Here is a 15,458-nt window from a genome sequence, read left to right as displayed (position 1 = left end):
GTCCTTCGCCCCTCCCCTCACTTCGCGACGGTCATGGCGGAGGTCGGCTGCTTCGGCCCCAGCTGCTCGGTATAGGCCTTGGCCGCTTTGGTCGCGGCCTCCGGCGTGATGTGCTCGAATTTTAGCCCCTTGCCGGCCAGCGCCTGGGCGGCGGCGTCGGAGGTGACGAAATAGGTCGGCATGTACAGGTCCTTGGGCATGCTCTCGCCCTTGGCCAGCCGCGCCGCCACCGCGATGTTCCAGTAGCCGACCCGGTAGGCGCCGGTCAGGACGTCCATCACCATCGACCCGTCATCGAGCAGCGGGTGCATCTCCTCGTCGCCGTCATAGCCGGCATAGAGCAGCTTGCGGTCCATCGCCTGGGCCACGGCGCTGGCGGCGAGGCACATCGAATCCGAGATGCAGCCGACGGCCTTCAGGTCGGGATAGGTGGTCAGCCAGGTCTGGGCCGCATCCGTGGCCTTGGCCGAATCCCAGCCGGTGGGCTGGATGCCGACCAGCTTGATGTTCGGGAACTCCTTGGCCAGGGTCTCGGTGAAGGCCTTCTCGCGGGTGTCGGACACGAAGTTGCCGCGGGTGCCGACCAGCAGGCCGACCTCGCCCTCGCCGCCGAGGGTCTGGCCCAGCGCGCGGGCCACCATCGACATGTTCTCCTGGTCCGGATACAGGGTCGAGGTGTTCCAGCCGCCCTCGACCTTGTTGCCCATGGTGATGACCGGGATCTTGGCCGCCTCGGCCTTCTTGATCACCGGCAGCAGGGCGTTCTTGTCCAGCGGGTCGACCAGGATGGCGTCGACCTTCTGGTTGATGAAGTTCTCGATGATGGCGACCTGCTTCTCCAGGCTGCCCTCGGCGCTTTGCCAGGTCGTCTTGACGCCGTAATCCGTGGCTGCGGTGTCGCCCGCCTCCTTCATCCGCACGAAGAAGGAGTTCTGCAGGTCGATGGCGGCGAGGCCGAGCACCGGCTCGGCGGCGGATGCGAGGCCCGACAGGGCCAGGACCGCGGTGAGGGCCACGCCCGACAGCACATGTTTCATCATGGTTCTCGTCCTCCTGTGAAGCCTCGGTTGCACTTGCTTGTTGTTGGGAAGGCTTTGCCCTCCGGGCGCCGCGTTCAGGCGGCGAGGCCGTCCGACCCCGCGCCGCAGACCAGGCCGCAGACGACGTCGCCGTCGCGCGGCACCACCCGGCCGGATTGCAGCGCCGCGACCGAGGCGGCGCCGCTGAGATCGGCGGCGAGGCCGAGCTCGAACCATAGCCAGCGTGCCGCCCGCTCCATGTCGCGGTCCTCGATCAGCACCACCTCGTCGACGGTTCGGCGGATGATGTCGAAGACGCGCGGGTCGGTGCGGCCGCAGGCCATGGTCGGCACCGCGGTGGTGACGGCGCCGAGCGTCACCACCTGCCCCGCCTGAAGGCTTGCCTGCAGGGTCGGGGAGCCGACCGGCTCGATGCCGATGATCCGCGCCTTCGGCTGCAGCGCGCGGATCGCCGTGGCCATGCCGGCGGCGAGGCCGCCGCCGCCGATCGCGATCAGGAACAGGCTGGCCTCCGGCAGGTCCTCGGCGATCTCCAGCGCCACCGTGCCCTGCCCCGCCACCACCTCGGGATCTGCGAAGGGGTGGAAGTAGACCGCGCCGGTCTGCTCGGCGAAGGCGCGGGCGGCGCGATCGGATTCGTCCCACACCGTGCCCTCGATCCGGACCTCCGCGCCCCAGCCGGCCAGCTTGGTGCGCTTGGCCGGCGAGGCGTTGCCGGGCAGGAACACGGTGGTCGTCACCCGGGCGAGATGCCCGGCCCGGGCCACCGCCAGACCGTGATTGCCGCCGGAGGCGGTGACGATGCCGCGGGCCAGCGACGCCGGGTCGGCGGCCAAGAGCCGGTTGGTCGCCCCGCGCGCCTTGAACGAGCCGGTGACCTGCAGGCATTCCAGCTTGAGCCACAGCGGCGCCGCCGTCGGCGCCTGCAGCAGCTGATCGGCCCGGACCAGCGGGGTGCGCCGGACATGGCCGCGGATCCGGCCGGCCGCGGCCTCGATGTCGCGGAAGCCGATCATCCGAGGCTCCCGCCATAGGGCGAGGCGACGACCAGGCAGCAATTGCCGGGCCGCACCCGGCCGGGCTGGCGGCGGGCATAGACGATGCCGTCGGCGCCGTAGCGCAGCTCAGCCGGCGCGCGGCCGGGATCATGCAGGAAATGGATACGCCCGGCGGGCTGTCCGGCCTGCACCTCCGCGCCGTCGCGGTGATAGGGCTCGAACACCCCGTCGTCGCCGGCGAGGACATAGGAGGACGCGCCCGCCACCTCATAGACCTTCGGATCGGCACGTCGCGGCGCGGCGAAGGATGGGTCGAGCACGCCGAGATGGGCCAGCACGCTGCGCACGCCGCGGCGGCAGATGTCGAGCGCATCGAGCGACACCGTCCCCGCCCCCGCCATCTCGGTGCCGACCACGGTCAGCCCGGCGGCGACGGCGGCGGCGGTGGCGGTGCGCGGCTCGCCCAGATTGTCGACCACGACGGTGATCGGCGCGCCGAAGGCCAGCACGGCGTCGATGTTGCGCCGCTGATGCGCGGGATCGGGCGCCGGCTCGACGATGGCGCTGGGCAGGATGTCGAGGGACGAGCCGCCGGAATGCAGGTCGAGGAAGGCGTCGCCGCGCGGCAGCAGCACATCCTGCACATAGGCCGAGATCTGCCGGGTGATGGTGCCGGCCGGGTCGCCCGGGAAGGTGCGGTTGAAGTTCAGCCCGTCGACCGGCGAGGTGCGCTTGCCCGCCACCACCGCCGGCAGGTTGATCGCCGGGATCAGGATCAGCCGGCCCTGGATCGTGCCGGGGTCGAGGTCGCGGATGATCTCGCCGAGGGTGATCGGCCCCTCATATTCGTCGCCGTGGTTGCCGCCCTCGAGGATCACGGTCGGCCCGGTGCCGTTGGCGATCACCGCCAGCGGGATGCGCACCGTGCCCCAGGCGTCGTCGTCCGGCGATTGCGGGATGTGGAAGAAGCCGACCTGCCGACCCGGCTTATCGAAATCGATGTCGGTGAAGGCGGTGCTGCGACGCACGGCCGCCCCGCCCCTGCTCGACCCCACCGCCACGGTCTCGATGCTTTCCACCAGCGCCTCCTTCGGCGGTCGCTGCCGCCTGTGATGAAACGCTAGGGTTGTTTCATTGGTGATGTCAACATCATATATAAAACATTCATCAGAGCGCCGGTTGCAGCGATACAGTCCGGCCGGAATCGCTTGGGGGTCAAAGGTGACGGAGAAGAAGGCGGCCTATTCGGCGCCGGCGCTGGAGAAGGGCCTGGACATCCTGGAGCTGCTGGCCAGCCGGGACGAGCCGCTGTCGCTGACCCGCATCGCCGACGAGCTGGGCCGGTCGAAGAGCGAGATCTTCCGCATGGTCATGGTGCTGCTGGAGCGGGACTACCTCGCCCGCGACCCGGCCAGCGACGACCTGACCCTGACCAACCGGCTGTTCTCGCTGGGGCTGCGCACGCCGCGGGTGCGCAACCTGGTGACCGAGGCCGTGCCGGTGATGAACGCGCTGGCGGCCGAGACCGGCCATTCCGCCCATCTGGTGGTGCTGTATCGCGGCCGGACGGTCGTGCTGGCCTCGGTCTCCGGCGAGCCGGACATCAGCTTCACCCTCAATCTCGGCTTCAACCGGCCGGCGGTGGACGCGACCTCGGGCCAGGTGATCGTCGCCTTCCAGCCGCCGGAGGTGCAGCAGCGCCTGATCCGCGAAAGCCTGCCCCAGGCCCAGGGCCGGGTGACGGAGGAGGAGCTCCGGGCGTCGCTGGACGGCATCCGCGGCCGCGGCTTCGAGCTGCATGAGAGCCGGGACTTCGTCGGCCTCACCGACATCTGCTGCCCGATCCTGGACCGCGGCGGCCATGCCGTCGCCAGCATCATCATCACCTGCATCAAGCGGCACGGCCAGGAGGCCCGGCTGATGGACGCCCTCGATGCCCTGAAGCGCGCCTGCACTGTTATCAGTCAGGCCGCCGCCTGAGGGCGGCCGGCGCGGCGGCGTGATACAGGCTTGCGCATTGCCGAATTATCGATATCGTTATCAATATCGATAATTCGAGTCAGGGACGGAGATGCTCGCCATCGCGCAGGACGGCATGCGGCCCGGCAAGAGCGCGGAGGTCTTCGACGGCCTCAAGCGCATGATCATGCTGGGTGAGGTCGCGCCCGGGATCGCCCTGCTGGAGCTCGAGCTGGCGCAGCGCTTCCAGTGCAGCCAGGGCACGGTGCGCGAGGCGCTGCTGGCGCTGCAGGAGGAAGGGCTGGTGCATCGCCTGCCGCACCGGGGAACGCGGGTCGCCGACTGCACCGAGGACGAGGCGGTCGAGATGTTCCGGCTGCGCCACGGCATCGAGACCCGCGGCATCGCCCGCGCCCTGCGCCATCCCGACCCCACCTTGCTGCCGGACCTCACCGCCCTGATCGAGGGCATGGAGGCGAAGGCGCTGGCCGGCGACGAATACGGCCAGACCGAGCTGGACCGCGCCTTCCACCGGCGATTGTTCCGGGCCGCCGGCCTGCCGGCGGTGGAGCCGCTGCTGCACCGCTGCATCCTGCACAACCACCGCTTCAAGATCACCCGCAGCGGCGAGCGGCGCGACCTGACGGCCACGGCCAAGCGGCACTGGACCATCGTCGAGGCGCTGGCGGCGCGGGACGAGGCCGCGGCCGTTGCCGCCATCGGCCATCACATCGAGACCATCGTCGATGTTGGCCCGTCGATCTTCGGCGCCGCACCCGAGGGACCCAAGGCATGAGCGGTTTCGACCCGAACGACGCCCCGAACCCCGAGATGGCGGCGATCATGGCGCGCCTCGCAGCTGAGGACGGGCACCTGCCGGACCCGATGACTCTGCCGGCCGCCGAAGGCCGGGCCCAGGCGGAAGCGGGCAACCGGCGCTGGAACCGGGACCTGCCGCCGATGGAGACGGCGACGCTGACGTTGCCGGGCGGCGCAGGCCCCCGCCCTGCCCGGCTGTTCCGGCCACCATCGGCGCGCGGCGCGATCCTCTATATCCATGGCGGCGGCTGGGCCTTCTGCAGCCTCGACACCCATGACCGGGCGATGCGCTGCCTGGCCGAGGCGACGGGCATGGCCGTGATCGGCGTCGATTACCGCCTGGCGCCGGAGCATCCCTACCCCGCCGGGCTGGACGATTCCGTGGCGGCCTGGCGGGCGCTGCCGGAGGTGCTGGCGGAGCATAGACTCACAGGTCCGGCTGGCATCTCGGGCGATTCCGCCGGCGCCAACCTGGCGCTGGCGCTGATGCTGCGCGAGCAGGAATCCGGCCGGCGGCTGCCGGAGTTCGGGCTGCTGTTCTACGGCGTCTATGCCGTTGACCACGACACCGACTCCCACCGGCGCTTCGGCCCCGGCGGCTACGGGCTGACCACCGCGAAGATGATACGGTACCGGGACTGGTACGCGCCCGATCCCGCCACATGGGGAGAGCCGGCGGTCTCTCCCCTCACCGCCCCGGACGCCGCGCTGCGGGCGCTGCCGCCCCTCTATCTCAACGCCGCCGGGCTGGACCCGCTGCTCGGCGACACGCTGATGCTCGGGGCGCGGCTGCAGGCGCTCAGCCGGTCCGATCCGGTGCGGGCCCATCGCGGCGTCATCCACGGCTTCATGCAGATGACGAGCGCGCTGGCGGAGGCCCGAACGGCCTTCGCCGAAGCCGGGGCCTGGGCCCGGCGCTTCAACGAAAACGCATAAACGGAGGAGGATACGTCATGAGGAAGATGCAGGGCGCGGCGCTCGCCGCGCTGCTGGCGCTGGCCGCCGGGTCGGCGCAGGCCGAGAGCACAGTCCGCTTCTGGTACCATTTCGACAATCCGGACAATCCGGTGGCCGATCTGGTCGCCAAGTTCGAGGCGGCCAATCCGGGGATCAAGGTCGAGGCCGAGAACATCCCCTGGAACAGCTATTACGACAACCTCTACACCGCGATCGCCGGCGGCAACGCGCCGGATGCGGCGATGGTGAAGCTGTTCGCCCAGCCGCGGCTGGTGGAGATGGGGGCGCTGGAGCCGATCGACGACCGGGTCGCCGGCTGGGACGGCAAGGCCGACCTGCAGGACGACCTGCTGAAGATCAATGGCGGGCCGGACGGCAAGCAGTACTACCTGCCGGTCCAGTACGTCGTCTCCTACCTCTACTACCGCGCCGACCTGTTCGCCGAGGCCGGGCTGCAGCCGCCGAAGACCTGCGACGACTTCGCCAAAGCGGCCAAGGCGCTGACCCGCGACACCAATGGCGACGGCCAGCCGGACATCTGGGGCTTCGGCTTCCGCGGCGGCAAGGGCGGCTATGACCATTGGGGGCCGTTCGTCCTGTCGGCTGGCGCCAAATTCGAGAAGGGCGGGCTGACCAGCCAGCCGGTGGTCGCCGCCAACACCTGGCTGGTCGATCTCTTCCGCAACCAGAAGCTGTTCCCGCCCTCGGCCCCGAATGACGGGTTCCAGGAGATCATCGCCGCCTTCCAGCAGGGCCGCACGGCGATGACGATCCACCATATCGGCTCCTCCGCCGGCATGGTGAAGGCGCTGGGCGACAAGGTCTCCGCCGTGCCGGTGCCGGAATGCAATGGCGGCCGCTGGACCTCCTATGGCGACGAATCCCTGGCCGTGCTGTCCTCGGCCGAGGACAAGGACGCGGCCTGGAAATGGATCGCCTTCCTGGCCAGCGGCGACGCCAATGTCGAGTTCAACAAGGCGACCGGCCAGCTGCCCGTGACCAAGAGCGGCGCGGCCAGCTGGACGCTGCACGAGAAGCGCTTCGTCGACGCCACGGTGCAGTCCCTGCCCTTCGCCCACAGCCTGCCGGCCGTCTCGCAGACCGCGGATTTCGTCAACACGGTGTGGCCGGCGGCGATGCAGCGGGCCCTGACCGGCGAGATCACGCCGGAGCAGATGATGCAGGAGATCGAGCAGCTCTACGCCCCGTAAGGCGAGGACGAGGCTTATGTCGATGACCCTAGCGACGGCACGGAGGGCCCCGGTCCGCGGCAAGGCGCGGACCCGGATCCTGCCCTATGTGCTGCTGAGCCCGGCGGTGCTGGTCACGCTGCTGATCGTGTTCCTGCCGATGCTGCAGGCGCTGGTCCTGAGCCTGCACGACTTCGTGCTGTTCCGGCCGAACCAGATGCCCTTCGCCGGGCTCGGCAACTTCGCCAAGGCGCTGGCTGACCCGGTGTTCTGGACCTCGCTGCAGCACACCGCGCTCTGGGTCGGGATCACGGTCCCGGCCCAGCTGCTGCTCGGCCTCGTCACCGCGCTGCTGCTGAACCAGCGCTTCTGGTGGCGGCCGCTGGCGCGGGCCGTGGTCATCATCCCCTGGGCGCTGCCCAGCGTCGTCATCGCCCTGATGTGGCGCTGGATCTACGACCCGAACGCCGGGGTGCTGAACGACGTGCTGGTGCGCCTCGGCATGCTGCAGGGCGCCTTCCCTTGGCTGGCCGATCCCGGCACCTCGCTCTACGCCATCATCCTGACCCTGACCTGGCAGGGCTTCCCGTTCTTCGCGGTGATGATCCTGGCCGGGCTGCAGGCGGTGCCGCGCGACCTGTACGAGGCGGCAGCGATCGACGGCGCCACGCCCTGGCAGCAGTTCTGGCGGATCACCCTGCCCTCGATCGCCGGGGTGATCGCGACCGCGGCGCTGCTGCGGCTGATCTGGGTCGCCAACTCGATCGACGTCATCTTCGTCATGACCGGCGGCGGCCCGGGCTACGCCACCCACACCCTGCCGCTCTACGCCTTCATCAAGGCCAGGACCAATCTCGACTTCGGCTACGGCTCGGCCCTGGCGGTGATCTTCACCCTGCTGCTGGCCGGCTTCGTCCTGGTCTATCTACGGCGCACCACGAGGGCGATGGACTGATGGTCACCCGCAGCTCTCCCTGGCAGCGCATCGGCCTGATCCACCTGCCGATGCTGCTGATCGCGGGCTTCGCGCTGGGCCCCTATCTGTGGATGGCGCTGACCTCGCTGACGCCGCCGGACGACATCGTCGGCCGCGGCGTCGCCGTCGACCCGTCGGCCTGGACCAGCGCCAGCTATGAGCGGCTGTTCGGCCGCACCAGCTTCCTGCTGAACATGGGCCACAGCCTGATCGTGGCGTTGGGCACGGTCGCAGTCGGGCTGACGCTGAGCGTCACCGCCGCCTATGCCTTCTCGCGCTTCCGCTTCGCCGGGCGTCGGCTGCTGATGGTCCAGTTCCTGGTCATCAACATGTTCCCGGTCGTGCTGCTGATCCTGCCGCTGTTCGTGCTGATGCGGCGGCTGGGCCTGATCGACACCCATGTCGCGCTGATCATCGCCAACGCCACCGTCGCCATCCCCTTCGCCATCTGGATGATGACGAGCTACATCGACGCCATCCCGAAGAGCCTCGACGAGGCGGCGATGACCGATGGCTGCTCGCGGCTCGGCGCGCTGTGGCGGGTGATCCTGCCGCTGTGCGTCCCCGGGCTGGTGGCGACCGGGATCTACATCTTCATCACCGCCTGGAACGAATACCTCTACGCCCTGACGCTGGGCGGCCGCACCGTCCGCACCATGACCGTCGCGATCCAGACCCTGATCGGCGAATACCAGATCGAATGGGGCCTCTTGACCGCCGGCGGCGTGGTCGGCGCCCTGCCCGCCACCATCCTGTTCCTGCTCGTCCAGAAACGCCTGATCGGCGGCCTGACCCAAGGCGCCGTGAAGGGATGACCGACCCTCGACCGAAAGTGACCCCCTCCATGCCGAACCCGATCGGCCTGATCTCCATGCAAGTCGCGCGCCCCTTTACCGCCGAGCATTTCGGCTGGTTCGAGCGGATCCGTGCGATGGGCTACGACTTCATCGAGCTGCTGGTGCCGGAGCCGGGCGAATTGGACCTCGCCGAGACCCGCCGGGCGATCGAAGGCGCCGGCCTGTCCGTCGTGCTGGCCGCCCGGGTCAACCTGCAGCGCAACCTGACCGGCGACGAGGCCGCCGCGCGCGAGGCCGGCGTCGACTATCTGCGCTATGCCGCCGGCTGCGCCGAGGCGTTGGGCGCCCGCATCATCGGCGGCCCGCTCTACGGCAACCCGCTGGTCTTCGCCGGGCGGCCGCCGGCGCCGGTGCCGGAGGATCTGCGCCTGCGCCGGCAGGATTGGTGCGTCGACGGGCTGCGCCGGGCCGCTGACGCCACCCGCGACCATGGGGTGACGCTGGCGGTGGAGCCGCTGAACCGGTTCGAGACCGACATCCTGTGCACCACCCGCCAGGGGCTGGAACTGATCGACCGGGTCGGCCGGCCGGAGGTGCGGCTGATGCTCGACACCTTCCACATGCATATGGAGGAGGCCGACATCGCCGAGGCGATCCGCCAGGCCGGCGACCGCTTCGTGCATTTCCAGGCCAATGAGAACCATCGCGGCTTCGTCGGCACCGGCGCCACCGACTGGGTGGCGGTGGCGCGGGCGCTGGCCGATGTCGGCTATGACGGGCCGATCTCGGTCGAGCCGTTCCGCCGCGACGACGACCGCTTCGGCGTGCCGATCGCGCAGTGGCGGCCGCCGCATGAGGACGAGACGGAGAAGCTGACGCAGAGCCTGGCCCTGCTGCGCGGCGCGCTGGCGATGGGAGGACACCGGCGATGACGCTGAAGATCGGCTGGATCGGCTGCGGCACCCATGCCACCCAGATGCTGCTGCCGCAGCTGACGCGCCACGACGTCGAGCTGGCGGCGCTGTGCGATGTCGACGGCGCCAACCTGGCCCGCGCCGCCCGCCAGTTCGGCGTCCGCGCCACCTATGCCGACCACCGCGACCTGCTGGCCCATCCCGGGCTGGACGCGGTCGGCATGGCGGTCGGCCCGGCGGCGCACCACGCCATCGGCCTCGCCGCGCTGGCCAAGGGGCTACCGGTGTTCATGGAGAAGCCGCCCGGCGGCACCGCCGCCAAGGCCGAGGAGCTGCTGGCGGCGTCCGAGCGTGCCGGCAAGCCGCTGGTGCTCGGCTTCATGAAGCGCTGGTCGATCGGCAACCGCATCGCCGGCAACATCGTCCGCGGCGGCGAGTTCGGCCCGGTGCTGGGCTTCTACGGCTCCTACATGACGGCGCCGACCTATTTCCGCGGCGCGGTCGACTATTCCGGCTTCTTCCTGCATCACTGCGTCCACTACATGGACCTGCCGGCCTTCCTGGCGGCCTCGCCGATCCGCGAGATTTCTGCCCGCAAGGTCGAGAACGGACCCGGCCGCCTGCTGATGCACATCGCGCTGGGCTTCGACAGCGGCGCCATCGGCACCATCGTCATGGGTACGGTGCAGTCGCGCGGCACGCCGATGGAGTTCGTCCAGGTCATGGGCGACCACCGCCGGCTGGAGGTGCGCAACGTCATCGACGTGACCTACTACCGCGACCCGGCCTTCAAGACCCAGGACCTCGGCGCCACCCTGTCCGACACCCAGGACGCCCTGACCTGGTCGCCCAACTTCACCGCCGCCGCCAACGAGGACGTGAAGGGCTACCACGCTTTGCTGGAGGTGACGCTGAAGGCCTTCCGCGGCGAGGCGGCCGACGCCCCCACCATCCGCGACGGCGTCACCGCCATGCGCCATCTGGAGACGCTGCGGCGGCAGATCGAGGGGTAATGCTGGCGAGCTTGTGATCAGACACTTCCTTCGCCTACGAAAAACCGTCATTGCGAGGAGGCGAAGCCGACGAAGCAATCCAGGGGTCACGGCGAGCGGCCCCTGGATTGCTTCGCTGCGCTCGCAATGACGGTGAGGGAATGGAGGTTTTGAAAAGGTCTCGCAAACGGGAGAGGCGACGCCCGCTGCGATCCCCGTGACCTGATCCAAAATCATCTGGCTCCAACGGCGACGGCGCTCGGCTGCTGTCGAGCAGGGCGGCGGGGCCGTTCTCGAGGCGGATGTCGGAGTCGATGGCGAGGGAGCGGCAGAGGCGGACCATGGCCTTCTCGGTGCTCGCGGTGTCGAGCAGCGTGTCGATGTCGCGCTCCTGCAGCCGGACGGCCTATCGTGCGGAGTCCGGCTCGTCCCCTCCGCTGACGCTTGGATGCCCCTTGAGCTCGTCCAGAGCGAACATCCGCTTCGGCCGAGCTGGCATCGAAACCGGGCCTCGCTCAGGGAGTATATCGAGCTATCCGCTTCATCCCGCAGAAGATCGAAGAAGATAATTCAATACATGATCAGAGAAACAGGCGTCACAGTATGTGAGGAGGCATTAATTTCAATACGGCCTCCCTCGATGAAATTATTCGAATGATGGCACAGCTCATTTATCTGCGCTCTACCCGACTAGCAGATCTCACGCTTCATCGAGACCAAGTAGTGGCTATTGAGAGACTTCAAAATTTCCCGGAGCGGGATGGGCCTCGCACATCGCGCCATCCGGCGTGCGCTTCGCACGGCAACGCATATGCGCGCCGGACGCGGACGCGCCAAGCAGCTCGCGACGAACCGCAACCTCGACGGAGCCGCCCAGCAGCGACTCAAGCAGGTTCGCCTTGCCCGGCACCGCATCAGCACGGTCAAGGTGAAGCATGACTATGTCATAGTCACCGAGCCTGGGATGAGGTCGCCGCGAGATGACCCTCCCGTGAATTTCGGTAAGATTTTCGACTGCCTGCACCACGGTGGAGCCCCGCACTTTCCTTGCCCTCACCCGAGATCAGGAGTTGAGCGAGCGCACGGCCGATTGGTAGCCCGGTATGGGCCTCAAAATAAGTATAGGCCGGCATTGGATTCACCTCAAAGCAGATGTATTGCCCGTCCGGCCGCCGCCGCAGATCGATACCGGCGAGTGGTAGGTCCATCTGCCGCGCCAGTGCAACGCATCGCGCGGCGACCGATCGAGGCAGATCGGTTCGCTCCAGTGTAGCCATTGCGCCCTCGCGCGCCGCATACCGATAGTCGATCACGGGGCTATCGATCGTCGCGGCGAACGCGCGACGACCGACCACATGCACCCGCACATCCACGCCAGGCACGTAGGCTTGAAACTGCACTGGCAGGGCGGCTAGACGCGCCAGGCGTGCAACGTCGCGCTCTTGGAATTCCTGCACGATCGAGCGTACGCCGGAGGCGGATTTGTATACGACGCGACCATGCTCCTGCCAGAAGGCGCGAACCTCTTCAGGGTTACTTGTTACCAATGTCTCTGGGACTTCGAATCCTGCTGCGCCGATCAGCTGCGCCTGCAGCGGCTTGGAGGCGTTGGACTGCATTGCTCGAGGCCGATTCACCACCAGCGCGTTGGCCACATCCAGCCATTCGAACAACTGCTCATGAAGCAGCCGCGCCCGCGATGCTCCCGCCGGATCGAATACGGGCGGTTGCAATTCGAGCGGCCGGGCATAGATGCTATGGAAGCGTTCGAGGGCAATCACCTCTCCGGCGGCAACGAGAACGCCATCGACGCCTTTCTGTCCCACTTCGATTCGAAGCCCCTCTCGATCGAGCGCAGTTTGCTCGAGGAGAACATACGGCGCGCCGGCCTCCTGCAACGCCTCAATGGCACCTGCCAAGGGGGGATCATCGATTCGTCCATAGATGAGGATCACTGCGATGCCTCCCTTGCGAGGGTGCAAAGCAGGCGACCCGCGAGGGCTGTGGCCCAGGGGTCGATTAGTGTGGGCAACGGGTCCACGGCAACCAGGACCATCTCCCGGTCCTCCAGTGCGAACCGGAACTCCAGCAGCGGGAAGTCGAGTGACTTGGCCGCCTCGATGCAATTTGAGCCCCAGCGATCGGCCAGCTGTCCTCCGGCCTCTTCGCCCGCGACCAGCACCGTACCCATGAGGACACCATTGTCCAGGCCGTTGCGACGATCACGAGCGACTCTCGAGTTAGCAAATTGGCCGTCGGTAACTGAGGTGAGTGGTGGATTCCCCGGGCTCGCCCCCACTCGCGGCGAGTTCGCCACAACATGCGCTGCCACCGGCAGCCCGCAAGCGGCGGTGGCCCGCGCCCAATGCAGCAAAGGCAGCGAGGGTGACAGCCAAGGGTGACGCCGCACATTATGCACCGCGCGGTCGCCCAGTTCAGCTAACCAGCTCACCATCACAGCTTGAAGCTCGGCGCTGGCGTAATCTCGATCCTTGGGCGTTGCCCGATTGAATCGCGGGAGCGGGAGGTACTGGATACGGTTGAACACTGCGGCCAGTTGGGAAGTTGCAAAGGACCCGGCGTGTGGCAGCACGAGTCGGGTTGATGCCTTGCCGCGCGCATCAACCCGATGCGACCAGAGAGCCAGACTCAACGCCTCTGGGCATATGACTCGCACTGCCTCGGGCCTGAGCTTGCGCGCAAGCCATCCTGCCACCGAAATAGCACCAGTATCGTAGCCGTGCGCGAGGATCAGGACCGTCGGGATCACGACGGGGGCAACGTGTCGAAAGCAAGCTTCGCATCGCGATCGCCGGCGGCCATCCTCTCCTGCAGGTCGCCGGCCCGCGTATAGTCTGGGCCGCCGACAAGATCGGGCCGCACGTCGCTGCCGATGAATGGCTCCGTGGTCCCGCCCCAGCCCAGCGCGCTTTCAATGGCCGTTAACCTCGCTTCGAGTTCCGCGACTGACTGGCGCACATCGAGTGATGGCTCGCTCTCGCCGAAGCCGCCACCTCCGCCACCGGGCCCCTCGGCAAAATCCTTGGAGGTCTTGCCGACGCCCCCGTCACGAATCTCCTTGGTGATGGGCTTGCCCTCGATCCGGTCTTTGAGATCTTTGCGATCTTTCGCGCCCTCCTTCACCGGTTCCTTAAGATCCCTGAGATCCTTGCGATCTTTGCGGTCTTTGGCGAGCTCCTTGCCATCCTTGATGCGGTCCTTCAGGTCCTTGCTGTCCTTGACGATCGACTTTCCACATCGCACGGCGGCAGTCGCGGTCATCGTCGCGCCCGATGCCGAAATACCGACAACAGATACACAGGTGTCCTGCCCTGCGTACGACTTCGAGTTTGGGGTCGATGTCGCATTGAATGATGTGTTGCCCGCGTTGCCCGGGTAGGGATCGCCGGCGTCTCCACGATTGTTGTCGAGTTCCATATCGCGTTGGCCGTCGGCCTGCATCAGCGCGACCTTGTAATGGTTCTCGTCGGTGTTGCCCGATTGCGCTTCGTCGATGTGCCAAATCAGTAGACCATCGCCTGGCAGGCCCGCGTCGTATCCGGTGCGCTGCCGATTCTCCAGCAGGAAGTATTCCGAACCCCCAGCGCCATCCTTCCACAGGCGATGGATATTCCGGCTCACCTTGACGTCCGGAATAGAGATCGCGCCATTGGTCGAGATGTTGGTGACGGTCGCCCAGGCCTGCTGGACCTTGCACCATGCCGAGGGATGCGCAGGCACGTCGCCGCCGCCATTCCACGAACCGCCCGCCATCAGGCACCAATTGCCGATGCCCTCGGACGTGTCGTCGGTATCATAGAGATCAGGGAAACCAAAAAGGAGATGGCCGAGTTCATGCGCGCAAACCCCGATCCGTGCGTCCTCTGGGATTGTCAGGTACGCAAAGATCTGCTTGCCGTCTGCGGCATAAGCCGAGGGAAGCGTCCACTTGTGGGACCAGATGTCATTGGGATTTCCTGTCTGCTCGCCACCCTGGCCGGCATGCACAACAATAAACGCGTCGATGTAGCCGTTGCCGTCGTTGTCATATAAGCCAAAGTTTACATGAGGATTCGCCGCGACAGCGGCGTCCCGCGCCATAATGTTTGCGCGCGGCGTACCGGAGGGGCGGCCGATGCCGAAGTTGTTGTTGGCGTACCAGGCGAGTGTCTGAGGCAACTGATATGGTCCGACTACCTCGCCAACGATATCGACCAGTCCTCCCGTGACGTCCCGATAGTACTCCTTAACGCTGCCGTTCGGGAGCACACCGGTCGAGAAGAAGATGTCGTCGAAATGGGCCACGGCCTGCGCCATCGCGTGATCGGAAAACTGCACCAGCACGACGACCACACGCAAGGTTCCGTGAAGCGGTGCCCGATCGGCTGCCGCAGAACGAATTAGTGAAAAAGGCGTCCCAACCGGGAATTTATCCGGTGGCACGATTACTCCATCGTCAAAGCCCAAGCGACGTGGGCCTTTGGCGAGACCAAAGGCTGCTGCGAGCGGGGACTTTGACTTCTTCTTCGCGTCAGCCAAGTCGGCTTTCAAGCGATCCTTCAGTTCTGGGCTCGGGGCCACCGCACAAAAATCCGACCACACAGCGATGGCTGTTCGGATGCGATGATGCTCGCATCTGCGACTATCGTGATTCGTCATAGAACATCCTCCCCAATATCGTGATTTTCGGAATCGTTTCGATCAGTACCAGTGTTGCGTCGTTTTCAGACTGCGATCGGATGACGATTCAAAAATGAAGTCCGGCACGAAGCGCCGGCCCGGCCGGCCGCGCATTGCGAAAAGCGTGTTCTCGAGC

General features: G+C 67.1%; 15 protein-coding genes. 8 read left to right on the top strand and 7 right to left on the bottom strand.

The features are described 5' to 3' along the window. Positions 1-17: 17 nt before the first annotated feature. The 3 genes from FFK22_RS22545 to FFK22_RS22535 all read right to left on the bottom strand — a co-directional run bounded on the left by FFK22_RS22545 (position 18) and on the right by FFK22_RS22535 (position 3,117). Positions 18-1,040, bottom strand: coding sequence for a sugar ABC transporter substrate-binding protein (locus FFK22_RS22545; RefSeq protein WP_138886582.1), 1,023 nt, complete (start codon positions 1,038-1,040; stop codon positions 18-20). Between the two features lie 74 nt (positions 1,041-1,114). Continuing rightward, entirely contained in the window at positions 1,115-2,056 is a 942-nt protein-coding gene (locus FFK22_RS22540; RefSeq protein ID WP_138886583.1) for a threonine/serine dehydratase, read from the bottom strand. Then, a complete protein-coding gene (locus tag FFK22_RS22535; protein ID WP_221938779.1) occupies positions 2,053-3,117 on the bottom strand; it encodes a succinylglutamate desuccinylase/aspartoacylase family protein in 1,065 nt (354 codons plus the stop codon). Before FFK22_RS22535 ends, FFK22_RS22540 begins: the two co-directional genes overlap by 4 nt. Positions 3,118-3,259: 142 nt before the next feature. Here FFK22_RS22535 and FFK22_RS22530 point away from each other — a divergent pair, with 142 nt between their 5' ends. The 8 genes from FFK22_RS22530 to FFK22_RS22495 all read left to right on the top strand — a co-directional run bounded on the left by FFK22_RS22530 (position 3,260) and on the right by FFK22_RS22495 (position 10,663). Continuing rightward, complete coding sequence (locus FFK22_RS22530) at positions 3,260-4,018, top strand: IclR family transcriptional regulator (protein ID WP_186002590.1); 759 nt, start codon at positions 3,260-3,262, stop codon at positions 4,016-4,018. A 91-nt stretch (positions 4,019-4,109) separates the two neighbouring features. Then, positions 4,110-4,793 (top strand): GntR family transcriptional regulator, encoded by a 684-nt coding sequence (locus FFK22_RS22525; protein WP_138886585.1) that lies wholly within the window; start codon positions 4,110-4,112, stop codon positions 4,791-4,793. After that, the gene (locus FFK22_RS22520) at positions 4,790-5,752 is read left to right on the top strand and encodes an alpha/beta hydrolase fold domain-containing protein (protein ID WP_138886586.1); all 963 of its coding nucleotides are present in this window, start codon (positions 4,790-4,792) and stop codon (positions 5,750-5,752) included. The genes FFK22_RS22525 and FFK22_RS22520 overlap by 4 nt, the downstream gene beginning before the upstream one ends. Positions 5,753-5,769: 17 nt before the next feature. Further along, on the top strand, positions 5,770-6,984 hold the full coding sequence (locus FFK22_RS22515) for a sugar ABC transporter substrate-binding protein (protein ID WP_138886587.1): 1,215 nt from the start codon (positions 5,770-5,772) through the stop codon (positions 6,982-6,984). A 16-nt stretch (positions 6,985-7,000) separates the two neighbouring features. Beyond that, a complete protein-coding gene (locus tag FFK22_RS22510) occupies positions 7,001-7,918 on the top strand; it encodes a carbohydrate ABC transporter permease (protein WP_138886588.1) in 918 nt (305 codons plus the stop codon). Next, positions 7,918-8,754 carry a carbohydrate ABC transporter permease gene (locus FFK22_RS22505; protein WP_138886589.1) on the top strand — a complete coding sequence of 279 codons (837 nt, stop codon included), beginning with the start codon at positions 7,918-7,920 and terminating at the stop codon, positions 8,752-8,754. The genes FFK22_RS22510 and FFK22_RS22505 overlap by 1 nt, the downstream gene beginning before the upstream one ends. Positions 8,755-8,783: 29 nt before the next feature. After that, the gene (locus FFK22_RS22500) at positions 8,784-9,668 is read left to right on the top strand and encodes a sugar phosphate isomerase/epimerase (protein ID WP_138886590.1); all 885 of its coding nucleotides are present in this window, start codon (positions 8,784-8,786) and stop codon (positions 9,666-9,668) included. Further along, the gene (locus FFK22_RS22495) at positions 9,665-10,663 is read left to right on the top strand and encodes a Gfo/Idh/MocA family protein (RefSeq protein WP_138886591.1); all 999 of its coding nucleotides are present in this window, start codon (positions 9,665-9,667) and stop codon (positions 10,661-10,663) included. The genes FFK22_RS22500 and FFK22_RS22495 overlap by 4 nt, the downstream gene beginning before the upstream one ends. A 706-nt stretch (positions 10,664-11,369) precedes the next feature. Here FFK22_RS22495 and FFK22_RS22490 read toward each other — a convergent pair. From FFK22_RS22490 to FFK22_RS22475, 4 genes are read right to left on the bottom strand one after another with little or no spacing between them, the layout of a single operon-like run. Next, complete coding sequence (locus tag FFK22_RS22490; protein ID WP_138886592.1) at positions 11,370-11,579, bottom strand: hypothetical protein; 210 nt, start codon at positions 11,577-11,579, stop codon at positions 11,370-11,372. A gap of 13 nt (positions 11,580-11,592) precedes the next feature. Continuing rightward, complete coding sequence (locus FFK22_RS22485) at positions 11,593-12,597, bottom strand: RimK family alpha-L-glutamate ligase (RefSeq protein WP_138886593.1); 1,005 nt, start codon at positions 12,595-12,597, stop codon at positions 11,593-11,595. Next, positions 12,594-13,412, bottom strand: coding sequence for a hypothetical protein (locus tag FFK22_RS22480; RefSeq protein ID WP_138886594.1), 819 nt, complete (start codon positions 13,410-13,412; stop codon positions 12,594-12,596). Before FFK22_RS22480 ends, FFK22_RS22485 begins: the two co-directional genes overlap by 4 nt. After that, entirely contained in the window at positions 13,409-15,301 is a 1,893-nt protein-coding gene (locus tag FFK22_RS22475) for a M6 family metalloprotease domain-containing protein (RefSeq protein WP_138886595.1), read from the bottom strand. Before FFK22_RS22475 ends, FFK22_RS22480 begins: the two co-directional genes overlap by 4 nt. Between the last annotated feature and the right edge of the window lie 157 nt (positions 15,302-15,458).

It is taken from the genome of Mycobacterium sp. KBS0706 (assembly GCF_005938675.2).
Taxonomy (GTDB): Bacteria; Pseudomonadota; Alphaproteobacteria; order DSM-16000; family Inquilinaceae; genus Inquilinus.
The sequence above is the reverse complement of the archived record's forward strand: the minus strand, read 5'-3'. Positions and strand labels throughout refer to the sequence as shown.

Coding starts and splice junctions, on each gene's coding strand:
- FFK22_RS22545 (WP_138886582.1), bottom strand. CDS start 1,040: ATGATGAAACATGTGCTGTCGGGCGTGGCCCTCACCGCGGTCCTGGCC.
- FFK22_RS22540 (WP_138886583.1), bottom strand. CDS start 2,056: ATGATCGGCTTCCGCGACATCGAGGCCGCGGCCGGCCGGATCCGCGGC.
- FFK22_RS22525 (WP_138886585.1), top strand. CDS start 4,110: ATGCTCGCCATCGCGCAGGACGGCATGCGGCCCGGCAAGAGCGCGGAG.
- FFK22_RS22520 (WP_138886586.1), top strand. CDS start 4,790: ATGAGCGGTTTCGACCCGAACGACGCCCCGAACCCCGAGATGGCGGCG.
- FFK22_RS22515 (WP_138886587.1), top strand. CDS start 5,770: ATGAGGAAGATGCAGGGCGCGGCGCTCGCCGCGCTGCTGGCGCTGGCC.
- FFK22_RS22510 (WP_138886588.1), top strand. CDS start 7,001: ATGTCGATGACCCTAGCGACGGCACGGAGGGCCCCGGTCCGCGGCAAG.
- FFK22_RS22505 (WP_138886589.1), top strand. CDS start 7,918: ATGGTCACCCGCAGCTCTCCCTGGCAGCGCATCGGCCTGATCCACCTG.
- FFK22_RS22500 (WP_138886590.1), top strand. CDS start 8,784: ATGCCGAACCCGATCGGCCTGATCTCCATGCAAGTCGCGCGCCCCTTT.
- FFK22_RS22495 (WP_138886591.1), top strand. CDS start 9,665: ATGACGCTGAAGATCGGCTGGATCGGCTGCGGCACCCATGCCACCCAG.
- FFK22_RS22490 (WP_138886592.1), bottom strand. CDS start 11,579: ATGCTTCACCTTGACCGTGCTGATGCGGTGCCGGGCAAGGCGAACCTG.
- FFK22_RS22475 (WP_138886595.1), bottom strand. CDS start 15,301: ATGACGAATCACGATAGTCGCAGATGCGAGCATCATCGCATCCGAACA.